Annotated in this window: 23 protein-coding genes; 16 read left to right on the top strand and 7 right to left on the bottom strand. The window is 70.1% G+C overall.

The genetic code is table 11. The features are described from left to right. Positions 1–74: 74 nt before the first annotated feature. Positions 75–914, bottom strand: coding sequence for a helix-turn-helix domain-containing protein (locus ABD830_RS25060; protein ID WP_344991838.1), 840 nt, complete (start codon positions 912–914; stop codon positions 75–77). A 103-nt stretch (positions 915–1,017) separates the two neighbouring features. Between ABD830_RS25060 and ABD830_RS25055 the strand changes: the two genes are divergently transcribed. Then, positions 1,018–1,875: an oxidoreductase gene (locus ABD830_RS25055; protein ID WP_344991836.1), complete on the top strand. Its 858-nt coding sequence runs from the start codon at positions 1,018–1,020 to the stop codon at positions 1,873–1,875. Between the two features lie 256 nt (positions 1,876–2,131). Here the strand turns inward: ABD830_RS25055 and ABD830_RS25050 are convergent, their stop codons facing one another. Further along, entirely contained in the window at positions 2,132–4,138 is a 2,007-nt protein-coding gene (locus tag ABD830_RS25050; protein ID WP_344991833.1) for a CehA/McbA family metallohydrolase, read from the bottom strand. 19 nt (positions 4,139–4,157) lie between these two features. Between ABD830_RS25050 and ABD830_RS25045 the strand changes: the two genes are divergently transcribed. Further along, positions 4,158–4,883, top strand: coding sequence for a rhodanese-like domain-containing protein (locus tag ABD830_RS25045; protein ID WP_344991830.1), 726 nt, complete (start codon positions 4,158–4,160; stop codon positions 4,881–4,883). Here ABD830_RS25045 and ABD830_RS25040 read toward each other — a convergent pair whose 3' ends face one another. Beyond that, positions 4,884–5,165 (bottom strand): Fe-S cluster assembly protein HesB, encoded by a 282-nt coding sequence (locus tag ABD830_RS25040; protein WP_344991827.1) that lies wholly within the window; start codon positions 5,163–5,165, stop codon positions 4,884–4,886. A gap of 96 nt (positions 5,166–5,261) precedes the next feature. On the opposite strand from ABD830_RS25040, the gene ABD830_RS25035 reads away from it, so the two are divergent. The 13 genes from ABD830_RS25035 (at position 5,262) to ABD830_RS24975 (ending at position 18,927) form a co-directional block, all read left to right on the top strand. Then, positions 5,262–5,915, top strand: coding sequence for an endonuclease (locus tag ABD830_RS25035; protein ID WP_344991825.1), 654 nt, complete (start codon positions 5,262–5,264; stop codon positions 5,913–5,915). A gap of 52 nt (positions 5,916–5,967) precedes the next feature. After that, on the top strand, positions 5,968–6,741 hold the full coding sequence (locus ABD830_RS25030) for an enoyl-CoA hydratase/isomerase family protein (protein ID WP_344991822.1): 774 nt from the start codon (positions 5,968–5,970) through the stop codon (positions 6,739–6,741). Between the two features lie 67 nt (positions 6,742–6,808). Then, positions 6,809–7,177, top strand: a complete 369-nt coding sequence (locus ABD830_RS25025; RefSeq protein ID WP_344991820.1) for a hypothetical protein — start codon at positions 6,809–6,811, stop codon at positions 7,175–7,177. Further along, a complete protein-coding gene (locus ABD830_RS25020; RefSeq protein ID WP_344991817.1) occupies positions 7,168–8,373 on the top strand; it encodes a DUF6395 domain-containing protein in 1,206 nt (401 codons plus the stop codon). The genes ABD830_RS25025 and ABD830_RS25020 overlap by 10 nt, the downstream gene beginning before the upstream one ends. A gap of 35 nt (positions 8,374–8,408) precedes the next feature. Further along, the gene (locus tag ABD830_RS25015) at positions 8,409–9,251 is read left to right on the top strand and encodes a M55 family metallopeptidase (protein WP_344991814.1); all 843 of its coding nucleotides are present in this window, start codon (positions 8,409–8,411) and stop codon (positions 9,249–9,251) included. Between the two features lie 12 nt (positions 9,252–9,263). Then, positions 9,264–10,814, top strand: coding sequence for a flavin monoamine oxidase family protein (locus tag ABD830_RS25010; protein ID WP_344991811.1), 1,551 nt, complete (start codon positions 9,264–9,266; stop codon positions 10,812–10,814). A gap of 62 nt (positions 10,815–10,876) precedes the next feature. Continuing rightward, positions 10,877–11,389, top strand: coding sequence for a YbaK/EbsC family protein (locus ABD830_RS25005; protein ID WP_344991808.1), 513 nt, complete (start codon positions 10,877–10,879; stop codon positions 11,387–11,389). Between the two features lie 117 nt (positions 11,390–11,506). After that, the gene (locus tag ABD830_RS25000) at positions 11,507–13,441 is read left to right on the top strand and encodes a serine/threonine protein kinase (RefSeq protein ID WP_344991805.1); all 1,935 of its coding nucleotides are present in this window, start codon (positions 11,507–11,509) and stop codon (positions 13,439–13,441) included. Positions 13,442–13,457: 16 nt separating this feature from the next. Beyond that, complete coding sequence (locus tag ABD830_RS24995; RefSeq protein WP_344991802.1) at positions 13,458–15,314, top strand: serine/threonine-protein kinase; 1,857 nt, start codon at positions 13,458–13,460, stop codon at positions 15,312–15,314. A gap of 36 nt (positions 15,315–15,350) precedes the next feature. Next, a complete protein-coding gene (locus tag ABD830_RS24990) occupies positions 15,351–16,538 on the top strand; it encodes a serine/threonine-protein kinase (RefSeq protein WP_344991799.1) in 1,188 nt (395 codons plus the stop codon). 195 nt (positions 16,539–16,733) lie between these two features. Beyond that, positions 16,734–17,513, top strand: a complete 780-nt coding sequence (locus ABD830_RS24985; RefSeq protein WP_344991796.1) for an electron transfer flavoprotein subunit beta/FixA family protein — start codon at positions 16,734–16,736, stop codon at positions 17,511–17,513. Positions 17,514–17,532: 19 nt separating this feature from the next. Then, complete coding sequence (locus ABD830_RS24980) at positions 17,533–18,486, top strand: electron transfer flavoprotein subunit alpha/FixB family protein (protein WP_344991793.1); 954 nt, start codon at positions 17,533–17,535, stop codon at positions 18,484–18,486. 180 nt (positions 18,487–18,666) lie between these two features. Further along, on the top strand, positions 18,667–18,927 hold the full coding sequence (locus ABD830_RS24975; protein ID WP_344991790.1) for a type II toxin-antitoxin system Phd/YefM family antitoxin: 261 nt from the start codon (positions 18,667–18,669) through the stop codon (positions 18,925–18,927). Positions 18,928–19,032: 105 nt separating this feature from the next. On the opposite strand, the gene ABD830_RS24970 is transcribed toward ABD830_RS24975, so the two are convergent. The 4 genes from ABD830_RS24970 to ABD830_RS24955 all read right to left on the bottom strand — a co-directional run bounded on the left by ABD830_RS24970 (position 19,033) and on the right by ABD830_RS24955 (position 23,336). After that, positions 19,033–20,595, bottom strand: a complete 1,563-nt coding sequence (locus ABD830_RS24970) for an ATP-binding protein (protein WP_344991788.1) — start codon at positions 20,593–20,595, stop codon at positions 19,033–19,035. 443 nt (positions 20,596–21,038) lie between these two features. After that, positions 21,039–21,815 carry a hypothetical protein gene (locus ABD830_RS24965; RefSeq protein WP_344991786.1) on the bottom strand — a complete coding sequence of 259 codons (777 nt, stop codon included), beginning with the start codon at positions 21,813–21,815 and terminating at the stop codon, positions 21,039–21,041. Between the two features lie 55 nt (positions 21,816–21,870). After that, positions 21,871–22,350: a P-loop NTPase family protein gene (locus ABD830_RS24960; RefSeq protein ID WP_344991783.1), complete on the bottom strand. Its 480-nt coding sequence runs from the start codon at positions 22,348–22,350 to the stop codon at positions 21,871–21,873. Between the two features lie 44 nt (positions 22,351–22,394). After that, on the bottom strand, positions 22,395–23,336 hold the full coding sequence (locus ABD830_RS24955; protein WP_344991780.1) for an AraC family transcriptional regulator: 942 nt from the start codon (positions 23,334–23,336) through the stop codon (positions 22,395–22,397). Between the two features lie 81 nt (positions 23,337–23,417). Between ABD830_RS24955 and ABD830_RS24950 the strand changes: the two genes are divergently transcribed. Continuing rightward, positions 23,418–24,263 (top strand): SDR family oxidoreductase, encoded by an 846-nt coding sequence (locus ABD830_RS24950; RefSeq protein ID WP_344991777.1) that lies wholly within the window; start codon positions 23,418–23,420, stop codon positions 24,261–24,263. Positions 24,264–24,296 lie beyond the last annotated feature (33 nt).

Here is a 24,296-nt window from a genome sequence, read left to right as displayed (position 1 = left end):
ACAGAGGTCAGCTCGTGCTCCGAGCCTGCAACCTCAACCTTGCTTGATGTCAAACCGCGCAAAAGGCGTGTGCCCTAATCGCCGGCGGTGAGGCTGCCCAGCAGTCCCAGCAGCTCAGCGCTCCGGCTGCCGGGCTCGGCGTGGAAGACGACCAGGAGGAGACCGTCGGTGCCGCTGACGGCGAGCTTGTTCGACTGAAGCTCGAGGTCGCCCACCAGGGGATGCCGCAGCCGGCTGACGCGGGACGTCTGGAGGTGCACGTCATGGCGGGCCCACAGCAGCCGGAACCGATCGCTCCGGAGCGACAGCTCTCCGACGAGCTCCACCAGCCGCGGATCGTCGACGTCCGCCCCGACGCGGGCGCGCAGGCCGGCCACTCCGTCCTCCGTCAGCTCCTCCCAGTCCCGCCTCAGCTCCCGCTCCGAGGGGTCGAGGAACACGGCCCTGAGGATGTTCACCCCTGGGACGCAGTTCGGCGACAACGCCGTCGCCAGCGGGTTCGCCGCAAGGACGGTGGCGAGCTTGTTCTGCACGTACGCCGGGTTCGTCGTCCAGCCGTCGATGAGCTGCTGGATGCTCGGCGGCACCTGCTCCGGCTTGGGAGGCTTCCGTTTCCGCGTCACCCGCGCCGGGGAGGGCCGCTCCCGCGCCAGAGCGATCAAATGGGCGGTCGCGTCGGCGTCCAGGCGCAGGACGGCGGCGAGGGCTTCGAGGACCTGGACCGAAGGGTTGCGGTCACGGCCCTGCTCCAGGCGGAGGTAGTAGTCCGAGCTGATGCCGGCGAGCGTCGCGACCTCCTCCCGGCGCAGGCCGGGCACCCGCCGCAGGCCCACGCCCCTGATCCCGACGTCCTCGGGCCGCACCAGCTCCCGCCGGGCGCGCAGGAACTCACCGAGCGGGTTCGTGCCATCCACCCCATCCACGGTAGCCGCCATCCTCCCGCAGGTGACTGGCCCTGACACCCCCAGGAACAGCGGGGCACTGCCACTTGGGGCGGGTACGCCGGACACTGTCCGCATGACATCGAACACCGTCCCCGGCGGAGCTCTCCCGCTCGCCGAAGGGCTCACCCTCAACCGCATGGGGTACGGCGCCATGCAACTGGCCGGCCCCGGCGTCTTCGGACCGCCCGAAGACCGCGACCAGGCCGTGGCCGTGCTCCGCGAAGCCGTCGAGCTGGGTGTCAACCACATCGACACCGCCGACTTCTACGGGCCCACCGTGGTCAACGAAATCATCAGGGAGGCCCTTCACCCGTACCCGGAGGGCCTGCACATCGTCACCAAGGTCGGCGCGCGCCGCGGGCCTGACGGGAGCTGGATCCACTCGCTGGACCCCGACGACCTCAGGGCCCAGGTACGCGAGAACCTCCAGCACCTCGACACGGACGTCCTCGACGTCGTGAACCTGCGCCTGGAGACCACCGATGGCTCCATCGCCGAGCAGTTCGGCACGCTGGCCGAGCTGCGCAAGGAAGGCCTGATCCGCCACCTCGGCCTCAGCAACGCCTCCGCGGCCCAGCTCACCGAGGCGCAGGCCATCGCCCCTGTCGTCACCGTGCAGAACCTCTACAACCTGGCCAACCGGCAGGACGACGCCCTCGTCGACCGGTGCGCGGCCGAGAACATCGCCTTCGCCCCGTTCTTCCCGCTCGGCGGGTTCACCCCGCTCCAGTCGGAGACGCTCTCCGCCGTGGCCGCCCGCCTGGGCGCCTCGCCGCAGCAGGTCGCCCTGGCCTGGTTGCTGCGGCGCTCGGCCACCATCGTCCTCATCCCGGGGACCTCCTCCGTGGCCCACCTGCGCGAGAACGTCGCCGTGGCCGGCCTCGTCCTGCCCGCGGACGCGGTCGCGGAGCTCGACACCATCGGCGCGTAGCCCTGCCGTAGGCGACAAGTGGCGAGCGCTTCGTCAACCCCGTGGGCGTGATCCAGGGCGGGTTCCTGGCCGCAGCCAGGTGTGCTTCATGTCCGGCGAGCTGCTCGGGCCCGACGGCGAGCCGGTGGCCGTGGCGATCGCGACCGCGCAGATCCGGGCGATCAGGCAGGCCTGATCCGGGCGACAAGGAGGTCCTCAAGGGCCACTTGAGGCAGGTCCAGGGGAGCCGCTTGCGGTGGACGGCTTTGAGACGGGTCTAGGGGAGCCGCTTGCGGTAGACGGCCCGGGCACGCTCATAGAGGTCCAGGTGGTCGTCGAGCTGCGCGGCGCTCCCGAACGTGCCGTGCTCCCGCAGCAGCACCTCCAGCCGGTCCAGCCAGGCCAGGCACCAGCGCACGTCCGCCTCCCTGGCCACGTGGCCGCCCGCGACGTCAACGTACACCGGGCTGGTGTGCGCGTACGCGCCTGACCGGTGCGTGGCACGGGGATGCGGGCCGCCCGAGGCCACCGCGACCACGTACGTCGGCTCGTTCACCGTCGTCATGGCGACCAGCCGCCCGGGCGGGCCCTGCGCGAGCACGCCCTCGGCGGTGCGGATCTCCAGCGACTCGACCTCCGGCCCGATGGAGGAGACCACGATCTCCACGTGCTGCCCCGGGGCCAGCTCCAGCGTGTCGCCGGGGCAGTGGCCGTTCACGGTGAGCTCCAGCCACGGCCCGGTGGTGGCGAAGGTGCGGCCGAGCAGGATCGCCTCGGTGTAGGACTCGGCGGTGAGCGGGCCCGCGACGTTCGCGTACACCCGTCCCCATCCCGGCGGGCTGGAGGCGGTGCCGCGGCGGCAGAAGGAGAGCACGGCGTCGGTGTCCGCGGTGACCGCGAGCCGGTTGCCCGCCCCGATCAGGCGGCGGTAGACGCCGGCGGTGCCGGCGAGCGAGGAGTGGTTGAGCACGTCGAGGGTGTCGATCAGGCCGAGCGCGGCGTCGGCCACGATCTCCCTGGCCGAGCAGTCGCGCCCGCTGTCGAGCACCACGTCGGGCGGGTCGTCGTCGGCGAACACCGTGTGGAACGGATGCCCGTACCCCGTCACCGCGCCGAGCGCCCGGAGCTCCTCCAGCGCCACCGCGTTGGGCGGCCAGTCGACCGTGCCCTCGAACCCCGTGTGGTAGCGCCGCGGCGGCTTCCGCACCCCGAACGCCGTCACGTGCCCGACCAGGTCGTTGCGGTACTCCACGCCCATCCTGGCCACGTGCCGGTCGTCGGACCACGGCAGGTCCTCGCCCGCCCAGTGCGCCAGGGCCTCGACGTCGTAGACGCGCTCGCTCGAGACGTTGCCCGCCACCAGGTTGAGCACGTGCAGGTCCTCGCCGTGCTGCGCCGCCGCGGCCAGCGCGGGCGCGGCGGGCTCCTCGCCCATCCAGTTGATGTGCACGTGCAGGTCGCCGCCGTACCAGCCGCGGGCCGCCGCGTCGTACAGCCGCTCGGGCGCCAGCTCCACCAGCGTCTCCGCGCCCGACTCGGGCGTGACTACCAGCTCGGACGTGGTGTACTCCATACCCCTGGCCACCGTCACCGTGATCGGCTCGGCGGGCACCGCGACCACGAGGTCGTCGCCGTGGAAGTACGGCCTGCGCTGGGAGTCCACCTTGGGCGGGGCGCCGTCCGGATACCAGCCCTGCCCGTTCGCGCCCGTCACGCTCCACCGGCACGGGAACCCCGCCCGCACCCTGATCGCGGCCGCCTCCGCCCGCCGGCGCAGCGGCGCCAGATCGACGGGCTGCCCGCCGACGCTGACGTCCCGCTCCAGCGGCACCACCTTGGCCCCATGGGCCGCCACCTCGTACGGCGTGCCGTCCACGACCACCGTGACGGGCTCGTCCATGCTGGAGTCGAGCAGCAGCGACGTACGGAAGGGCCGGTCGTCCAGCACCACCTGCGTGTCGGCCTCCAGCGCGAACCCCTCGGGCGTCAGGCGCAGCGCCGCCAGGTTGTCGAGCACGTCGCCCGCGAGCGCGTCGCGCACCGCCCGCTCCACGTCCACCTCGTCGAGGTACTGCTCGACCTGCTCCGGGGGATGGCGCTCGCCGAGCTGCCGCAGCGCCGCCTTCCAGTAGTCGTAGCGGCGGTCGAGGAAGACGGTGGCCCAGGCCTGGACGACGTACGGGATGGGCGGCTCGCCCCAGCAGGGGCCATGCGCGTCACGCAGCTCGCGGTATTCGGCCAGCGCACGGGCCACAGGTGCGGGAAGCAGCGGATCGTCACACATCTGACACCCCTGGAGCATCGTGACACGAATCGCCCTCTGGGGGTACGGGGACGCCATGGTGAACATCATCGATCGCGACGCCGTACGGCAGCTGGTCGCCGACGGACGGGCCCAGCTCGTCGAGGTGCTGCCGGAGGCCGAGTACGCGTGGGCGCACCTGCCCGGGGCCGTGAACCTGCCGTTGGCCGCGCTGGACACGGCGGCCGGCGGGCTGGACCCCGAGCAAGCCGTCATCGTCTACTGCCACGACTGGCTCTGCGACCTGAGCCCGCGCGCCGCCCACCGCCTCGACCGCCTCGGCTTCCGCGAGGTGCACGACTACCGGCCGGGCAAGATGGACTGGCTCGCGGCGGACCTGCCGTACGAGGGCAGCGCCGAGCTGGTGTCGCGGAACGTGCGCCGCGACCCCGTGACGGCCGGCCTCGATGATGCGCTCGACGAGCTCACCGAGCGCATCATCGCCGACCCGGCCGGGCTCGCCGTCGTGGTGGACGAGGATGACGTGGTCCAGGGTGTCGTCGGGTCGGGCGAACTCAAGGGCGCCGACCTGAACGCCACCGCCGAGCGCGTCATGCGCGTCGGTGTGACCACGGTGCGGCCGAGCGAGCAGCTCGGACCGCTGATCCAGCGCATGGACCGGGCCAGGCTGGACCACGTCGTCGTCACCCAGACGGACGGAAGGCTGGTGGGCCTGTTCGGGCTGGGCGACGTGCGCTCACCCGAAAGCGAGTCCGACCTGGGCTGACTACCGCCGGTTGAGGCGGAAGTTGGGCTGCCCCGGCACGCCCGGCTGAGCATCGAGCGACTTGTCGTCGAGGACCTGCACCACGTCCTCCGCGACGAAGACGCGTACGTCCTCCTTCTCGACCACCTGGTCGCCCGCGTGCGGCGTGCTCGCCAGGGACAGCTCGAGCGTCCCCGCCTCATCGGGCTTCGGGGAGATGCGCAGGCCCGCGTCGGCGGGCACGTCCTCTCCGACCATCAGATCACGGATCGCCACGACGGCGTTCTCAGTCAATGTCAGCACAGCGAACTCCTTCGCCATCGACGAACCCTTCGCCTCCCCCACGACCCTCGTCCCAAACCCGGCATGTCACCGCAGGTCACGGGTAGCGGGGCAGACATGGGTAAGACCGACAAGGCCGTCCTCGACGTCCTGCTCGACCGCTACGGCCGGACGTTCGCCAAAGAGGCCGGTATCAAGCTCGCCGACCAGCCCAAGCCGCTGTACCAGCTGCTCGTCCTGGCCCTCCTGCTCAGCGCCCGCATCTCGGCCGAGGTCGCGGTCGCGGCCGCCAAAGAGCTGTTCAAGGCGGGGTACAGCACGCCCAGGGCCATGCGGGAGGCGAGCTGGCAGGACCGCGTGGACGCGCTGGGCCGCGGCCACTACCGCCGCTACGACGAGCGCACGTCGACCATGCTGAGCAAGGCCGCCGAGCTGCTCCTGGACCGCTGGAAGGGCGACCTGCGCCGCCTGCGCGACGAGGCCGGCGGCGATGCGCGCAGGATCACGGAGCTGCTGATGGAGTTCCCCGGCATCGGTCCGACGGGGGCCGACATCTTCCTGCGCGAGGTCCAGGCCGTGTGGCCCCAGGTGGCGCCGCACCTGGACAAGCGGGTGCTGGACGGGGCGGAGAAGCTCGGGCTGCCGCGCCAGGAGCGCCCGCTGGCCCGGCTCGCCCACTCGAACGACGAGCTGGCACGGCTGTCGGCGGCCCTCGTACGGGTGTCCCGCAGCAAGAAGACGGTGGACGAGGTGATGGCCGCCGCCCACTGACGTCCGGCCCGAGGTAAAGGGATCCCGGCGGGGGCTCTGTTAGGTTCGGGTCATGGGTGAGTTTGTGAGCGTCGAGGTGGCCGACCAGATCGCCACGATCCGTCTTGACCGTCCGAAGATGAACGCCCTCAACAGCCAGGTTCAGCGGGAGATCGCCGAGGCGGCCCGCGAGGTGGACGCCGACCCGCAGGTGCAGGCGGTCATCGTGTACGGCGGCGAGCGGGTCTTCGCCGCGGGCGCCGACATCAAAGAGATGGCCGACATGTCCTACGCCGACATGGCCACCCACTCCCGCACGCTCCAGGCCTGCTTCACGGCGGTCGCCCAGATCGGCAAGCCGGTCATCGCCGCCATCACCGGATACGCCCTGGGCGGCGGCTGCGAGCTCGCCCTCTGCGCCGACTTCCGGGTCGCGGGGGAGTCGGCCAAGCTGGGCCAGCCGGAGATCCTGCTCGGCATCATCCCCGGCGCCGGGGGCACCCAGCGCCTGCCGCGCCTGATCGGCCCGGCGCGGGCCAAGGACCTGATCTTCACGGGCCGCCACGTGGCCGCCCCGGAGGCGCTCGCGATGGGCCTGGTGGACCGGGTGGTGCCCGACGAGCAGGTCTACACGGCCGCCCTGGAGTGGGCCGCCACGTTCGTCGGCGGCCCCACGGTCGCGCTCCGCGCCGCCAAGCAGGCCATCGACCGGGGCCTGGAAGTCGATCTCGACACCGGCCTCGAGGTCGAGCGCCTGCAGTTCTCGGGTCTCTTCGCCACGGACGACGCCAAGATCGGCATGCGGGCGTTCGCGGAGAAGGCGAAGCCCAAATTCACAGGTCGTTAGCGCGAAATTCGACCCATTCAGTTAGCTCGTCCTTTCGGGCGCGGGTTTGCCAGTATGGTGACGTTTCATGATGCGCGTCCTGGTCCCCGTGCGGCTCCGGAAGGCCGTGCGTACGTGGTTCGACTCACGCTACATCTCCATTTCCGATCACCGTCAGGACATCAGGGACGCGCTCTGGGAGGTCCAGACGCTCCGGCGGGAGATGGCCACGCTTCAGAGCGAGGTCGAGCGCCTCAGGAACGCCCGCCCGCAGGTGATCGACCCCGTGATCAGCAAGGGCGACAAGGCGAAGATCGACGACGCTCACCGGCTCGCCCAGGAGACGGCGAAGGCGCTGGACGGCGTGCTCCAGAACGAGGTCCTCGTCTGGCAGGCCATCGACGACCTCCGCGCCGGTCGTACCGCTGAGAAACCAGGGGAGCGGCCGTGCGCGTGACCTGGGCCGGCACGGGTCTCACCTTCCGCCTCGACGCGGAGGACGAGATCACGGGCAAGGCCTCCGACGAGCATCCCATCAAGCTCGCCACCAACTCCTGCTCCGTCGGCGGCGTTCCCGACGACGCCCACCCCGACCTCTTCGCCGTCGCCGCCTGGACGGTCGTGGCGCCGTGGACCAGGAAGCGGATCTCCTTCGACCGCGCCGTCTCGCCCCAGGTGGCGGAGGCGCTGCACGCCGGTTGGGGCATCGAGGCCGGCCCGGTGGGGGCGGAGCCGCGGCAGGCCGGCGGCAGGCTCGCGATCTCGTACAGCGGCGGCGCGGACTCCGTGGCGGCGGCCACGATCTACCCCGAGGCGCCCTTCGTCCATTTCCGGCGGGTGCCCCATCCGCGCGTCCCCAACCGCTGGTCCCACTACCGGTCGGACGTCCTGGCCAAGCTCGCCGCGAAGACGGGTCGCGAGCTGAGCACGGTCACCTCCGACCTCGAGTTCACCCTCGCCGAACCCCGCCCCGGCTACCCGGAGCACCACGCGGTCGCGGCGGGCGCGCTGCTGCTGGCCGACCAGCTGGACCTCGGCGGCCTGGGCTTCGGCTACGAGCTCGGCTCGCGCTGGCTCGGCGGCGGCCGCTACCTGTGGCGCTACACGCCCGACAACCCCATGTGGTCGCCGCACGGCAGGTGGGGCAGGCTGTTCGCCGCCGCCGGCGTGCACATCGTGCTGCCCGTGGGCGGGGTGAGCGAGGCGACCACGATGCGCCTGGCCCTGGACTCCGGCCTCAAGGACTACGTGCGCTGGTGCCTGCGCGGCACCGACGGCCCCTGTCGTACCTGCGGGAAGTGCCTCTACAAGGAGCTGATCCAGGCCGCCGTCGAGCGCCGCCCGCTCGTCACGCCCATCACCGCCGACCGCCCGGTCGCCCGGAAGTGGCTCAGGAAGCCGCCGTACGGGGGGATGGAGATGATCCAGTACGGGCTGGCGCGCGTGCCCGGCATCGAGAACACGCTCTTCGCGGGGACGCTCGACCACTTCGACGTCACGGAGGAGTCCACGAGCTGGCTGGACCGCTGTTACCCGCGGGCCCTCGAGGAGATCCCCGCGCAGTGGCGCGACGAGGCGACGGCGTTCGTCGACGAGCACGTGGGGCTGATGACGCAGGACCAGGTCCGCCAGGTGGAGACATGGGGCTCCTGACCCATCCCCAGCCCCGGAAAGAGGAGTAAGGACGCGTGAAGGTTTATCTGTCGGTGGACATGGAGGGCGTGACGGGGTTGACCGACCCCGAGGAGATGCACGCCGGCAAGCGCGGTTACGAGCGCGGTTGCGAGCTGATGACCGCCGACGCCAACGCCGCCGTCGAGGGGACGTTCGACGCCGGGGCGGCCAGTGTGCTGGTCAACGACGCCCACGGGTCCACGAAGAACCTCAGGATCGACCTGCTCGACCCCAGGGCGAGCCTCATCCGCGGCCCGGGGAAGGCGCAGCGGATGGCTCAGGGGCTCGACGGGTCGTTTGATGCCGCGTGCTTCGTGGGCTACCACGCCCGCGCGGGCGTCCCGGACGGCGTCCTGAACCACACCTGGATGGGCAAGGAGATCCAGAACGTCTACCTCAACGGCGACCTGTGTGGCGAGACGCGGCTCGTCGCCGCGTGCGCCGGGTTCCACGGGGTGCCGGTCGTGCTGGTGACCGGGGACCAGGCCGTCGGCGAGGAGGCGCGCGAGCTGCTGGGCGACGTCGAGACGGTGGCGGTCAAGAAGGGGATCGACAAGTTCTCGGCCGAGTTGCTGCCGCCCAGTGTCGCCCAGGCCAGAATCCGTGAGGCCACGGCGCGGGCACTCGGCCGGTTGACCGACTTCACGCCGTACGTGGTGCCGGCGCCGTACACATTGGGGGTGGAGTGGAACTCCACCGCCATCGCCGCCGCCGTGGCGCTCGTCCCGGGCGTGAAGACCGTGGGGTCGCGTCACACGGAGTTCACGACGGACGACTTCACCCAGATCATGGCGCTGTTCGGCATCTTCGCCACCATCGGCGGCCAAATCGCCTGCGGCAGCGGCCCGTACGGGTAGGGAGCGGGTGACGTGGAAGGGGCGGCGCTGACCCGGCGGGGGTTGCTCGTCGGGATCGGGGCGGTGGGTGGCGCGGGAGCCATGTACGCCGCCATGGGCGCGCTCGGCCTGGCGCCGTCCGAGCAGGACAAGCAGTTCGTCGCTCCCAGGCCGGGAGATTTCCGCCTGCGCGGCCAAGGGGCGGCCAAGGTGGTGATCGTCGGCGCCGGGGTGGCGGGGCTGACGGCCGCGTACGAGCTGGGCAAGGCCGGCTACGACTGCACGCTGCTCGAGGCCGGGGAGCGGGCGGGCGGGCGGAACCTCACCTTACGCGGCGGCGACCGGCTGGCCGAGCTCAACGGCCCCGCCCAGGACGTGAGGTTCGGTGAGGGCGTCTACTTCAACGCCGGCCCCGGCCGGATCGCCCCCTGGATGGTGACCCTGGACTACTGCCGCGAGCTGGGCATCCCCATCGAGACCTTCATCAACAACAACGCCGCCGCGTACGTGCACACCAACGGGCAGACGATGCGGGCACGCACCGCCCGAGCCGATATGTATGGCTATATCGCGGAATTACTCGCAAAAGCGACAAATGTTGGCAAGCTCAATAAGGCCCTCACCAAAGACGACCAGGAAAGACTGCTCGAGTTCCTGAGAAGGTTCGGCGACCTGGGCCCCAAACTCGAGTATGAAGGCTCCACGCGACGCGGTTTCACGAAATTTCCGGCAATAGAGGTCGGCGCTCCGCTGGACGCCCCCGGCTCCCTCCACCAGGTCCTCGCGGCGGGCACCGGCCGGGCCATCACCAACGACTTCGGCTACGAGCAGGCCACCCCGATGTTCCAGCCCGTAGGCGGCATGGACGCCATCGTCACCAAGCTGACGGAGGCCGTGGGCCGGGACAGGATCAGGACCGGGGCCAGAGTCACCAGGATCACCGACCTTCAGGACGGCGTGGAGGTCCGCTACGAGGGCGGCAGCGTCAAGGCCGACTACTGCATCGCCGCGCTCCCGCCCCACCTCCTCGCCAGGATCCCGCACAACCTCGGCGCGCAGGTCACCACCGCGCTCAGGACCCCGATCCCGGTGGCCGCCGGCAAGATCGGCCTGGAGTACGGCAGGCGCTGGTGGGAGCTGGAGGACCGCATCTACGGCGGCGTGACCGAGACCGACCTGGACATCACCCACATCTGGTACCCGTCCTACGGCTACCACTCCGAACGCGGCCTCCTCGTCGGTTACTACAACACCGAGCAGGACGCCGAGCTGTACGGAGCCCTCACCCCGGAGGACAGAAGGCGCAGAGCGCTCACCCAGGGCAAGAAGATCCACGGCGACAAATACCGCCAGAACCTCCTCGCGAGCGTCTCCGTCGCCTGGCACCGCCAGCAGCACATCGAGGGCGGCTGGGTGCGCTGGCCGGACTTTGATTCGTCCTTCACTTTTCTGCAACGCCCCGCCGGAAGGGTTTACTTCGCGGGCGACTGGCTCACCCATCTGATCGCATGGCAGGCGGGGGCCATGGAGTCGGCCCGCGGCGTCGTCACCCAGCTGCACCAGCGAGTGCTGCAGTCCGTGTGAGGCCGCACGCTGCTCCCGAGACCCGAGTTAGGGTCCTGGGAGAAAGCGATCGAGGAGATGAGATGGAGCTGCACTGGGTGCCCGCGACCGAACGGACCGACCTGCTGGCCGATCCGGTGGCGCAGGCCGTGCCGGACATAGAGGGTGCCGAGGTGGCCGAGATCGACCCCGAACTGGCCGACACGGCGGCGTTCTGCGAGCGGTACGGCGTGACACTCGACGAGTCGGCCAACTGCGTGGTCGTGGCCGCCAAACGGGGCGGCGAGACGCGCTACGTGGCCTGCATGGTGCTCGCGACGATGCGGGTGGACGTCAACGGCGTGGTGCGCAGACACCTCGAGGCCCGCAAGGCGAGCTTCGCGCCGATGGCCGACGCGGTCGAGCTGACCGGGATGGAGTACGGCGGCATCACCCCGCTCGGACTGCCGGCCGACTGGCCGATCCTCGTCGACACCCATGTCGCCGAGCACGCGAGGGTGGTGATCGGGAGCGGCCTGCGCAGGTCGAAGCTGGCCGTCTCCGGTGCCGCGCTGGCCGGGCTGAAGACCGCCGAGGTCCTGTCGCTGGCCGGCTGAGAGCAAACTGAAGCCGATTCGAGACCGTTGGATGGGAAACCGATGGGGCCTTTCTGGACGTTGTACGAGTGGGAATGTGGCCTCATGGTTCATCTCGTGGGCGGGGATTAAGCCGGTATGGTGCTTCATGCCATGAACGATGACCGACTAGGCCCTTACCGGCTGCTCAGGCGGCTAGGTGAAGGCGGGATGGGCGTTGTCCACCTCGCTGTCGACCCCCAGGGGCGGCAGGTGGCGGTCAAGGTCCTGCGTGGAGAGGTCGCCGGCGACGAGGTCGCCAGGCGGCGGCTTTCGCGCGAGGTCGAGACGATGCGGCGGGTGCGGAGCGAATACATCGCCGAGGTGCTCGACGCCGACGTCACCGGTCATCGCCCGTACATCGTCACGCGCTACGTGCCCGGCCGTCCCCTCGACGAGATCGTCAAGGACGACGGGCCCCTCGACCTGCCCGCGCTGGTCAAGGTCGCGCACGGGGTGGCGTCCGCGCTGGCCTCCGTGCACTCGGTGGGCGTGATCCACCGCGACCTCAAGCCGGGTAACGTGCTGATCCTCGACGGCCAGCCCGTCCTGATCGACTTCGGCATCGCCCAGGCGGTGGACGCGACGCGGCTGACGCAGACCGGCATGTTCATCGGCACGCCCGGCTACCTCGCCCCCGAGATCATCGAGGGTCAGGAGGCGGGGCCCGAGGTCGACATCCACGCGTGGGCGGGCACGCTGCTGTTCGCGGCCACCGGTTCGCCGCCCTTCGGCAAGGGCACGCTGGAGATGATCTTCTACAACATCACCGCGGGCAAGGCCGACATCAGCGCCGTCCCCGCGCCGTTGCAGCCGCTGCTCAAGGCGGCGTTCCAGCGCAATCCGAACAAGCGCCCCAGCGCCGCCGAGCTGACCGAGAAGACCGCCAGGATCCGGCCCGAGCCCAAGGCGTTCTCGCCCGACGACATCCTGACCGTCCCGCGCCCCAAGGAGGTCGTGCCCGACCTCGCGCCGGTGCAGGAGAAGCCGTCGTACGACATCTCCACGCCGCCGGTGACGCCGAAGAGCCTGCTCGAGTCGCAGGAGCGGCCCGCCGCGTCGCCGCAGGAGCAGGAGTTCGTCTCGCTCCTGCCCAACCAGCCCGACCCGTGGCCGACCCGCAGGGTGACGCCCGAGGAGCTGCGGCGGATCCAGCGCGAGAACGGGATGACCCCGCCCTGGCAGCAGCCGGTCAGCAACCACGGCGTCGCGGCCCCGCCCGGCGAGGGCGACGTGCCCACCAGGCGGGTGCGCCCCGACTCGCCCGACTACGGCCGGATCCACACGCCGGTGCCGAACGGGCCGGTGCCGAACGTCCAGGGCCCCGAGCTGAGGCCCTCGCCGAGTCCGCTCCAGCCGCCGCCGTACATCCCGCCGCAGTACCCGCAGCACGAGCCGTACGTCCCCGCGGTCCACCCGGGCAACGGGGTGCAGCGTTCCAGGTCGTACGGCGTGGCGAGCGCGATGCTGCTCGTCCTGATGATCGTGGCCGCGGTGTTCGCGCCCGTGCTCGTCGCGGTCCTGGCGATCCCGGTCGCGATCCTGCTGCGCGCGGCCGATCTGGCCCAGCCCCAGCTCGCCGCCCGCAGGGGCACGGGGTCGGCGGCCGCCGACCTGATCAAGGTGTTCGCCTACCCGCAGGCGCTGGCCAAGTCGGTGGGCATCACGCTGGCGCTGGTGCTCTACGCGCTCATCCTCGGCCTGCCGGTGACCCTGCTGCTCACCGTGGTGGCCAGAATGGACCCGTCCAATGCCCTGGCCTGGGGCGCCGCGGTCGCGCTGTGGACCGTGTGCGCGGGTCCGGGAGTGGAGGGTCCTGGCAAACAGATGCGCAGGACGCTCTCATCGCTCGTACCCTCGAGAACAGCGGCGATGGTGACAGCAGGAGTCCTCGCGGCGGGTGCCGCGCTCTCGCTGATCCTCGCTGCCGGCACGTTCGGGGAAGAGCCATCAAAGGGGGCCGAATGGACTCCGGTGAACGTCAAAACAGTGGTGAAGCAGCTAGAAGGCCTGAGGGGGAACTCCGGGGGATGACGCGGGGAAGGTGGCGATGAACACCCAGGCATCAGAACGCCTCGGCCCGTACCGGCTGGTCAGGAAGATCGGCGAGGGTGGCATGGGGGTCGTCCACCTCGGCCTCGACGGCGAGGGCCGCGAGGTCGCCATCAAGGTCCTCCACCCGCACGTGGCCGCCGACCTCAAGGCGCGCGACCGGCTGACCCGCGAGGTCGAGACCATGCGCCGGGTACGCAGCCCGCACGTCGCCGAGGTCATCGACGCCGAGCTCGTGGGCGGCCAGCCGTACGTCGTGACCCGCTTCGCGCCGGGACGCACGCTGGAGGACACCGTCCTGTCGGAGGGTCCCCTGGAGGCACGCGAGCTCATCAGGCTCGCCCAGGGGCTCTGCCAGGCGTTGGTGGCCATCCACGCGGCCGACGTGATCCACCGCGACTTCAAGCCGTCCAACGTCATGCTGGTCAACGGCGAGCCGCTGGTCATCGACTTCGGCATCGCCCATCTGGTGAACGCCACCAGGCTGACGCAGACCGGCATGTTCGTGGGCACACCCGGCTATCTGGCGCCCGAGATCATCCGTGACTCCGACATCACCCAGGCGGCCGACGTGCACGCGCTGGCCTCGACGGTGTTCTTCGCCGCGACGGGGGCGCCGCCGTTCGGCACGGGGACGTTCGAGGCGGTCTGCTTCAACATCATGGAAGGGCGGGCCCAGCTCGACAAGTCGCCCGCGTGGCTGCGCGGCTGGCTGAGCAGGGCGCTGCAGGTGGACCCGGCGGGCCGGCCCAGCGCGCAGGAGCTGCTGCGGATGGCCAGGGCGCTCGATCCGTCGGTGACCACGTTCCACGAGGCCTCCTTCGACGGGCCGACGGGTACCAAGCGCATGGCCGACCGCACGCGGACCATGGACACCTTCTCCGACCTGCTGCCGCCGGTCGAGTACGGCAGGGCCGCGCCGCCCCCGCACAAGGAGGACAGGCCCTACAAGGAGGACAGGCCGCCGCCCTACCGGGAGGAGAGGCCGCCGCCCTACGTGCCCGCGCCGGTCGCGGCCAGGCCGCCGGTGCCGCGCACCGACCAGCGGGTCGCCGGCTACCCGGCGCCCCAGCCCACGTCGCCGTCGCAGGCCAGGCCCTACGGTGGGCCGCGTTCCAGCGGACCACCGCAGGGGTCGGCGAAGCCTGACCCCTATACGCCGCCGCCTCAGTACCAGCCGCCGGCCGAGCGGAAGAAGTACCTGTTCGGCAGCCAGGTCGTCGGCCTGCTCCTGATGGTCACGCTGGTGGCGCTGACCGTCATGATGCCGGTCATGGTCGGCGTGGTCGCCGTCGCGCTCGCCCTGGTGCTGCGCCTGGGCGAGTACCTCTTCGGCGACCTGGTCAAGCGGCGCCAGATGCGCGGGAGCAGCTCGGCCGATCCGCTGCTGGCGGTGGTCGGCACTCCCTGGGCGCTGGTGAAGTCCGCGCTCGTGACGGCCGTGCACGTGCCGCTGGCACTGCTGTTCGGGATGTGCGTCTGGGGCGCGCTCCACTGGGCGGGCAAGATGAGCGTCAACGAGGCGGCCTCGTTCGCGGCGGGCGCCTTCGCGGCGGGCCTGTTCGTGCTGCCGGGCGGCGGCGCGCCGCGCAAGGCCGTCACCCGCACGCTCACCGGCGTGCTGCGCAGCCCCGGCGCCGCGCTGGTCGCGGTCGTGCTGGTGGGCACAGCGGCGCTGTTCGCGGTGATGTTCGCGCTGGGGCAGGACGCGGTGTGGTACCCGTGGCGGGCGCCGGAGTCGGTGATCGACGACCTGGCGAGCAACGCCAAGCAGAGCACCATCGGGCTGATCACCGGGATGATCGACAGCCTGCTCAGCGACCTCGGGCTGGGGTTCCTGACTCCCTGGTCCTGAGTGTCCCCACGCGCTCTCGGGGGGAGAGATGAGGGTATGAGTGAGCGCCTCGGCCCATATGAGCTCCTTTCCCGGCTCGGGGCGGGCGGGTTCGGCGAGGTGCACCTCGCGCTCGACCCCGATGGCCGTACGGTCGCGGTCAAGGTGCTCCACCCCCACGTCGCCGCCGACGGCGGGGCGCTGGCCCGGCTGGCACGCGAGGTGGAGACCATGCGCAGGGTCGGCGGGCCGCACGTGGCGGAGGTGCTCGACGCCTCGCTGGAGGGCACCCGTCCGTACCTTGTGACCCGCTACGTCCAGGGCCGCCCGCTCAGCGCCGTGCCCGTGCCCGTCGCGGACCTGCGCACGCTCGCCTCCGGCCTGGCCGACGCGCTGCTCGCCATGCACGAGGCCGGGGTGGTGCACCGCGATCTCAAACCGGCCAACGTGATGATCGCGGAGGGCGAGCCCGTCGTCATCGACTTCGGCATCGCCAGCGCGTTCGACTCCCTGTCGGTCACGGCCTCAGGCGCGGTGGTGGGCACGCCCGGCTACCTGGCTCCCGAGGTGCTGGAGGGCAAGAGCGCGGGGCCCGAGGCCGACGTGTTCTCCTTCGGGGCGACGCTGGCCTACGCGGCGACGGGGCGGCAGCCGTACGGGCAGGGGCCCGCCTCCGCGGTCGCGTACCGGGTGGTGCATCACCAGCCCGATCTGGAGGACGTTCCCGAGTGGCTGGCGGCGCTGTTACGTGAGTGCCTGGCCGCCGACCCGTCCGCGCGGCCGACGGCCGCGCAGCTCTGTGCCAGGCTCGGTGCCGCCTCCGTCCCGCATGTCCGGGCGCGCGCCGCCGACCACCTGGCCACCAGGGAGTGGCGGCCGGGCAAGGAGCGGCCTCGCAGGTCGGTCGAGGAGTCGAGGGCCAGGCACCGGGAGAAGGTGCGCAGGCGCTGGCTGATCGGCTCGGGGCTGTTCGTGTCGCTGCTGGCCGCCGCCGCGCGGGAGCCGCTGCCCGAGGTGGCGCTGTTCCTGCTGGCGGCGTACGCGCTGGCCGTGGTGGCCGACGCCGGGGTGGCGCTGTTCTCGCGCGGCCCGTACCGGCGCAGCCGGATGATCGCGGACCTGGTCGGCGTGGCGGGGGCCGTGGGGCTCTGTTTCGGGCTGGCGGCGCTGTTCAGCACGTTCACGCTGGCCCTGTTCGCGGGTACGGCGCTGGTGGTGGGGATCGTCTTCCTGCTGTCCGCCTAGACCGAACAAAGTTCTGTATAGTGGGTAGCTGTAGGTTTGCGGTTAAGCTACCCACGGGTAACATGACTCGCGGAAAACTGAACACACCCTCTGTCGGGGGCCCATAGGGCACCTGGCAGTCTGGACAGCATTGCATTCGGCGTCCATCGCAGCGAGGCGGTGGCGCACGCGAACACGGGAGGTCGGCCGCCGGCCATGAACATCGTCGTCTGCGTGAAGCAGGTCCCCGACACTGCGACCGAGCGCAAGCTGCGGTCCGATGACAAGACGCTCGACCGAGACGCCGCCGACGGCGTGGTGAACGAGCTTGACGAGTACGCGGTCGAAGAAGCGCTGCGGCTCAAGGAGGCCCACGAGGGTGAGGTGACCGTGCTCACCATGGGTCCCGGCAAGGCCACCGAGACCATCCGCAAGGCGCTGGCCATGGGGGCCGACAAGGCCGTCCACCTCAGCGACGACGCGCTGCACGGGTCCGACGCGCTGTCCACCTCGTACGCGATGGCGCAGGTGCTCAAGAAGATCGGGTTCGACCTGGTCATCCTGGGCTCCGAGTCCACCGACGCGCGCACCGGCGTGCTGGCCGCGATGCTGGCCGAGCGCCTCGGCACGCCGCAGCTCACGCTGGCCAACAAGGTCGACGTCGACGGCACCTCGATCACCGTCCAGCGCATCACCGACTACGGCTTCGACAAGGTCGAGGCCACGCTCCCGGCCGTCGTCTCCGTGGTCGAGAAGATCAACGAGCCGCGTTACCCGTCGTTCAAGGGCATCATGGCGGCCAAGAAGAAGCCGGTCGAGACGCTGGCCATCGGCGACGCGTCCATCGACGCCGCCCAGGTGGGCCTGACCGCCGCCTGGTCCTCCGTGGTCGACTTCGCCGCGGCCCCGCCGCGCGCGGCCGGCACGATCGTCAAGGACGAGGGCGACGGTGGCGCGAAGGCCGCCGAATTCCTCGCGTCGAAGAAGTTCATCTGAGAGCGGGAGAGTTACTGAAATGTCGGAGATTCTCGTTCTCGTCGAGCAGGTCGAAGGCGAGGTCAAGAAGGTCACGCTCGAGCTGCTGACCCTCGCCCGCTCGCTCGGCACCCCCGCCGCCGTCTGGGCCGGCCCCGGCATCACGTCGGAGGCCAAGGCCAGGCTGGCCGAGTACGGCGCTGACAAGATCTACGTCGCTCCGTCGAGCGACATCGTGGAGTACGTGGTCGCGCCCAAGGCCGAGCTGCTCGCCCAGCTCGTGGCCGACAAGTCGCCGGCCGCCGTGCTCGTGGCCGCCACGCCCGAGGGCAAGGAGATCGCCGGGCGCCTGGCCATCAAGACCGACTCCGGGGTCATCACCGACGCCGTGGGCCTGGGCGAGGGCTTCGTGGCCGACCAGTCCATCTTCGGCGGCGGCATCAACGTGCAGTCCAAGGTGAGCAAGGGCACGCCGATCGTGGCCGTACGCCCCAACTCGACCGCCCCCGAGCCCTCGGCCGGCGCCGGGGCCGAGGAGGAGGTGTCGGTCACGCTGTCCGACGCCGCCAAGGCGGCCCGCATCGTGGAGCGCGTCAAGCAGGAGAAGGGCGCCCGCCCCGAGCTGACGGAGGCCGCGATCGTGGTCTCCGGCGGCCGCGGCGTGGGCTCGGCCGAGAACTTCTCGATCATCGAGCAGCTGGCCGACTCGCTCGGCGCCGCCGTCGGCGCCTCACGCGCCGCCACGGACGCCGGCTGGTATCCGCACCAGTTCCAGGTGGGCCAGACGGGCAAGACCGTGTCGCCGCAGCTGTACATCGCGGCCGGCATCTCGGGGGCCATCCAGCACCGGGCCGGGATGCAGACCGCCAAGACGATCGTGGCGATCAACAAGGACCCGGAGGCGCCGATCTTCGAGCTGGCCGACTATGGCGTGGTGGGTGACCTGAACCAGGTGGTGCCGCAGCTCACCGAAGAGGTCAACAAGCGCAAGTAAGCGCGGGATCTCGGGGGAAAGCATGGTCTTCGCTCAACAGCGCTTCGCGCAAAGGGAGCTCAGGCTGTGACATGGGGGGCACGGCCCCCCAAACCCCCGCCTAAAAGCCGCTTCGCCGATTCGTCGGCCGGTTACGGCGTCGTATGGCTACGCTTGTAGCCCGCGACCTACAGTTGTGACATGACCGCCATTCCTGCCCGAGAGCTACGCAACAACACCGCCGAGGTGCTGCGGCGCGTTGAATCCGGCGAGGAGATCGAAGTTCTCAGGGACAATCGACCGGTCGCAAAGATCATCCCGCTTTCTCGTCGTCGCCGATGGATTTCCGCAGTCGAAATCGGCATCGAGCTGACTCGTCTCGGCGCCGATACCACTGGCCTGGCCGACGAACTGCGGGAGACGCTCGCCGATACGACGGGGCCTACCCGCATGTTCCTGTAGTGGTGCGGCAGCCCAGGCGGCCGGCGTCGTCCTCGCCCGTCTCTTCCGATTCCATGAGCGGTTCGCCTTGGTCGACGAATCCGCCCTGGCCGAGGAGCGGCACCTTCACGCCCGCAGAACGGTGACCTGCCGCCCCGCCGGGGTCTGATCCTGGTCGAAGTGGATGCGCTCCTCCATCGGAGACGCCTCAGGACGGCGATCGAAGATCACCAGGTAGCCGGCGTCGAGATCCAGCCGGTCCAGATAGCAGTCGAGCTGCGCAAGTCCCTCGTCCACCGGATCCCGCTGACCAGGCCGCCACACCTTGAGCTCCATGGCCTCCCGCTGCACCTGCCCCTCGCCGTACGGCCAGCGCAGGTAGACATCCAGCCGCCCGGTGCCCGCCGCGTACTCCCTGTCGAGGAAGCCGCCGCCGTTGACGATCCGGTGCAGGTAGGCCATGAGGATGATCTGGCATGCTGCCTCATGGTAGGCGGTGCCACGGACCATCGTCTCGCCGTGCTGCTTCCAGAAGGCGGTGAACTCACGTAGCAGCTTGAGCAGGTCCAGGCGGCCGTCGGGGAGGACGAAAGACCGCGAATTGCCCTGGACGTTGGCTTCCACACCGGCGCCCAGCACGCGGAGGATGACCTCGCGGTAGATGGGGTTGGCGATTTCGACGGAGGAGCCCATGGCAGCAAGGCCGAGATCACGCACGTAGGAGAAGTCGTCCGTGAAGGTCTCGTCGACGTTGACTGTCGTGCCTGCGAGCACCGGTTCGAGCACTCGCTTGACCCGGGGTTCGTGCAGCTTGGCGACAAGAGAATCCAGGTGGGTGGCGCGGTCGCGGATGAGCCGCTCCTTGGCCTGCTCCATGTGCCCGGCGGTGATCGGTTCCTCTGGCGGGACCTTCATCCAAAAGGTGATCTCCCAAGCCAGAGCGTTGACCAGCCAGGGTTGTCCGCGGGTGAAGTCAAAGGCCGCGGCGAGGGCTTCCTTGGTGAATTCCTGCCCAGTTTCGGCGGTGTGCTGGCCGTACAGCTCCCTGACGTCTTCCGGGGTGAAGTTGCCCAGGCAAAGCGACCTGACCGATATGTTGAAGGGGCTGATCGCCCCGAGTCGGTTGGGGTCGCCGCCTGAAGCGATCTTGTACTCCCGCACGTCCCTCAGCCCGCACAACACCACGGAGTTGGGAAACGGAGCGCCTCTGGGGCGATTGTTGTGGCCGGTGCGTAGTTGCCGCAGGACCGCTTTCAGGCTCTCCCCGCTCAGCGCGTCGATCTCGTCGATGAGCAACACGAGTGGGAGCTCGCACTGGGCTGCCCACGCCTGGAGAGCGGCGCCCAGCCGTTTGCCCGGAGCGGCCTCAGGCCAGGGGCCGGGCGGCGAGTTGTTGCTCCACCGGAGCTCGTCCAGCAGGATCAGCTCCGCGGCCTCGTAGTCGTCGCCCGTCACGGAGGCCTCCTCGCAGGAGATCATCACCGTCACGGCGGCGCCGTCCTTGGTGAGCTCATGCTCCAGGGAATGCAGCATGGTCGTCTTGCCCGACTGGCGCGGAGCGTGGACCACGAAGAAGCGATCCATGTCGATCAACTGGCGCGCCTCCGGCAGCCGGGGCTGCGATGGCAACACGTAGTGAAGCCGGGGGTCGCACGGTCCGGTGGTGTTGAAGTACCTGACTTTGGTCACCGTCACAGTGTGACACCATTCGGTCACAGATTCGATCGACTTGGCTCATGAGCCTGGAGGCGACCTTGACGGCTCCGGTTGATCGGCCGTGCATCCATGCTTCGATCTCCGCCGAGATGTCTGGAGCCTTGATTCCGTCCCGGAGCCGTTGCCGGCCTCCGCCGGGTTGGGGTGGATGAGTGTGCCCTGCCGGGGTCGTGTGGCGCACTGGGCTGGAGGCCGAGAATGTCCGACGAGATCCCGACCACTGATACTCGAGACCCGGCGCTGGTCGTGACGTCGATGATCGACCACGTTCTCGATCTGGCGGCGACCTGGACGACGCGGTGGGGGATCTCTCGGGGGCCGGATCCGATCAATGACCTCAGGTTGGAGCCGTGTGGGCTTCCACGGCGGGCGATGCGCGGTTTGACACCGGTGCGCCGGACCGGCAGCAAACCGCCTCACTTTTCAGGGGTAGGCGTCCGTCGCCCGGCATGAGTCAACCGGACGTATCCGTACGGGTTGAAGAACAGATCGTCCTCGTCGTAGCGGTCGCATGCGCCGGTGCGCAGCACCCAGCGGGGCGCGTCCTCGGTCATCCGGAACCCTGCACCGTCCTCGATCTCCTCCGCGCGTGGATCGGTCAGGAGGTAGATCGCCAGTGTGTCCAGGTGCTCGACCAGCTCAAGCAGTCGGTCCTGAGCCGGAGGCTCCTCACCGACCTCGATCTCCACCTCGGGCGCGCCGAGCAGATGCATGCCGCAGCTGTAGAGCACCTGACCGTCGTAGATCGGCCGCTTCACCCAGGCGGCGACGAGCGCGGCTGCCAGGGCCTCGTCCGTGGCGTCGGCTGCCTGGTCGGCAAGCGCGAGCCAGCGGTCCCGGCCGTGCGCGATCCCGCTGCTCTCGTTCTTCACCGCCACAGCGCCGGACCGCAACAGGGCGGCTGCCGCCGCCAGCAGTCGCCGGGAGGTGTCGAACGCGAAGTCTCGCATCATCGGGGCGGACAGCAGGTAGCCGACGGTGTCGTGGGACTCCACCGCGGCCCGGTCCGCCTCGTCGAACGAGGCCGCCATGCTGTTCCTGAACGCCTCCGGCATCCGAGGGTCGGGTTCGGCCTCGGAGTACTCGCGGTCGAGTACGAATCCACCGAAGCCGGTGGCGATCCGTTCCATCTCCGAAAGGCCCAGCCCGGAGCCGAGCACGCACAGCACATGCCGGGGAAACGCTTCACTCATCCCGGCACATTATCGATCATGATCGATATCTCGCCTGGATTCCCGGGATATGGCCTCAGTCCAGGGACTGGCCGGCCGTGACCTGCGCCATGAAGCGTCTCAGCGCGCGCGGATTCCGGATCACGTGCAGCGTCGCATCCCCGGCGTGCGTCGCGATCGCCGAGAGGAGCAGCGGCCGGCTCCGGCGCCGGTAGGTCCAGACCCAGATCCAGAAGTCGGCGCGTTCCCGAGAGCGTCGGATCGTTCGCCACGCGCAGCGCCAGAACGAGAAGTCCAGCAGGATGACGGTGTCCGCCGCTTGGAGCCGGACCTCGAGGACGTCATAGGGACCGAGGTCGCCATCCATGATCCACCCCTCGCCCCGGGCGAGTTCGCCTTGGACGGCGGCCCACTGATCGGGAGGCGTCGCTTCAAGACCCGGTCGCCAGAAGTGCTTGTCCAGCTCGATGACGGGGAGTCCGGTGAGCGCCCCCAGACGGGCTGCGAGGGTCGACTTTCCTGAACCGCCCCGCCCGAGGAGCACGACTCGTTTCATGGCCGTCATGGTTCCAGGCTGGTTCCGGAACGCCCACTCGTTAATCAGGGCGACAGGACGGCGGCCCGGTACTGGCTCGGGGTGGTGCCAAGCCGGCGCTTGAACGCGACGCTGAGCGCGAAGGTGCCGGAGTAGCCGACCTTGTGTGCGATGGAGCCGACGGTTGCGTCGGTGCTGCGGAGGAGGTCGGCCGCCAGGGCGATGCGCCAATGGGACAGATAGGTGATGGGTGGCTCGCCCACCTCGGCGGTGAACCGGCGGGCCAGGGCGGCCCGGGAGACGCCGACCTGGGCGGCGAGGCTCTCCACTGTCCATGGGTGAGCCGGGTCGCCGTGCATGAGGCGGAGGGCCGTGCCCACGACGGAGTCGTCCTTGACGCGGTACCAGACCGGGGCGTGCCGCTGCGTGCGGTCGAACCAGGCGCGCAACGTGGCGACGAGCATCAGGTCCAGCAGCCGGTTCAGCACCGCCTGCTGCCCCGGCCTGTCCTGTACCACTTCTGCCGCCATCAACGTGAGCAGCGGAGAACAACCGTCGTCGTCGGTGATGACGAGGATGTCCGGCAAGGCGTCGAGCAGGCGGTCACTGATCCCGGCCCGGCCCTGGTAGGCGCCGCTGAGCAGGACGGCGGAGCCGCCTGCTGCCACGCCGCAGGTACGTGGATCCGGTACCGCTCCGCCCTTCTCGACCGTCCGCGCGGTGGCTGCGCAGTACTGGTCGCGGGTGATCACGTGCTGGGGCGGAGTGGCGGGGTCTTCGGCAACGGTGTACGAGGCAGGGCCGCGGACGACCGCGATGTCACCGGGGCCGATCGCCAACGCCTCACCGTCGGCCGGGATGATCCAGCCCTGTCCGTCCAGCATGGTCAGGAGGGTCAGCGGGCCGCCGCCGGCGAAACGCAGGGACCACGGCGAGGTCATGATCGACCGATGGATGAGGGCCGCTTGTGCGTGCACCCCGTCCAGCAGGTCCGTCAGCGTGTCCACGAGCCCAAGGTTAGACGCTCGAACATCGAAGTGAGCGTTGTGGCCATCGCCCCGCTCACCGCATCACGGTTGAGTGGACTCATGACGCAACAACCGATTCTGATCACCGGCGGTACCGGCAAGGTCGGCACGCGGATCGTGTCCCTACTTCGGCGCAGGAACGTGGCCGTCCGCGTGGGTTCTCGCTCCGGCGTCCCTCGCTTCGACTGGACCGACCAGGACACCTGGAAGCGCGCTCTGGCCGGATCGAAGACCGTCTTCATCGTGCCGCACGACGGCGAACTGCTGACACGACCGTTCGTCCAGCAGGCGAGAGACCTCGGCGTCGAGCGCGTCGTGCTGCTTTCGGGGCGCGGGGTGGACGTGCCCGGCTATGCGGGCGACGACAACGCGGCAGGCAGGACCCATATCGATGGCGAGGACGCGGTGCGCTCCTGCGGCCTGGCATGGACGATTCTGCGGCCTGGTTGGTTCGCGCAGAATTTCAGCGAAGGCTTCTTCCGTGACGCGGTGCTCGCCGGTGAGGTGCGCCTGCCGGCCGGTGACGGTGCGGTGAGTTTCGTCGACGCCGAGGACATCGCGGCGGTGGCGGTCGCGGCGCTGACCGAGGACGGGCATGAGGGACAGACGTACGAGCTGTCCGGCCCCCGTGCACTGACCATCGCCGAGGCCGTCGAGTTGATCTCGGAGGCCGTCGGCCGCACGGTGCGCTACGTGCGGTTGACCGTCGAGGAGTTCATCGCCCATCTGGAAGGCGAGGGCTGGCCGAAGGCCGATGCCGTGGCCTATGCCGACGCGATCGCCCCGATCCGGCATGGCATGGACGAGCACCTGTCCGACGGAGTGCAGCGCGCGCTCGGCCGCCCACCTCGCGACTTTGCCCGATTTGTGAAGGACGCGGCCACTGCCGGAGCCTGGCGCGGCTGATGGGTGTGCTCGCCGGGCTCGGGCCCTGGCAGA

The sequence above is a fragment of the Nonomuraea helvata genome, assembly GCF_039535785.1.
Lineage (GTDB): Bacteria > Actinomycetota > Actinomycetes > Streptosporangiales > Streptosporangiaceae > Nonomuraea > Nonomuraea helvata.
This window is presented reverse-complemented; position numbering and strand designations above follow the sequence as displayed.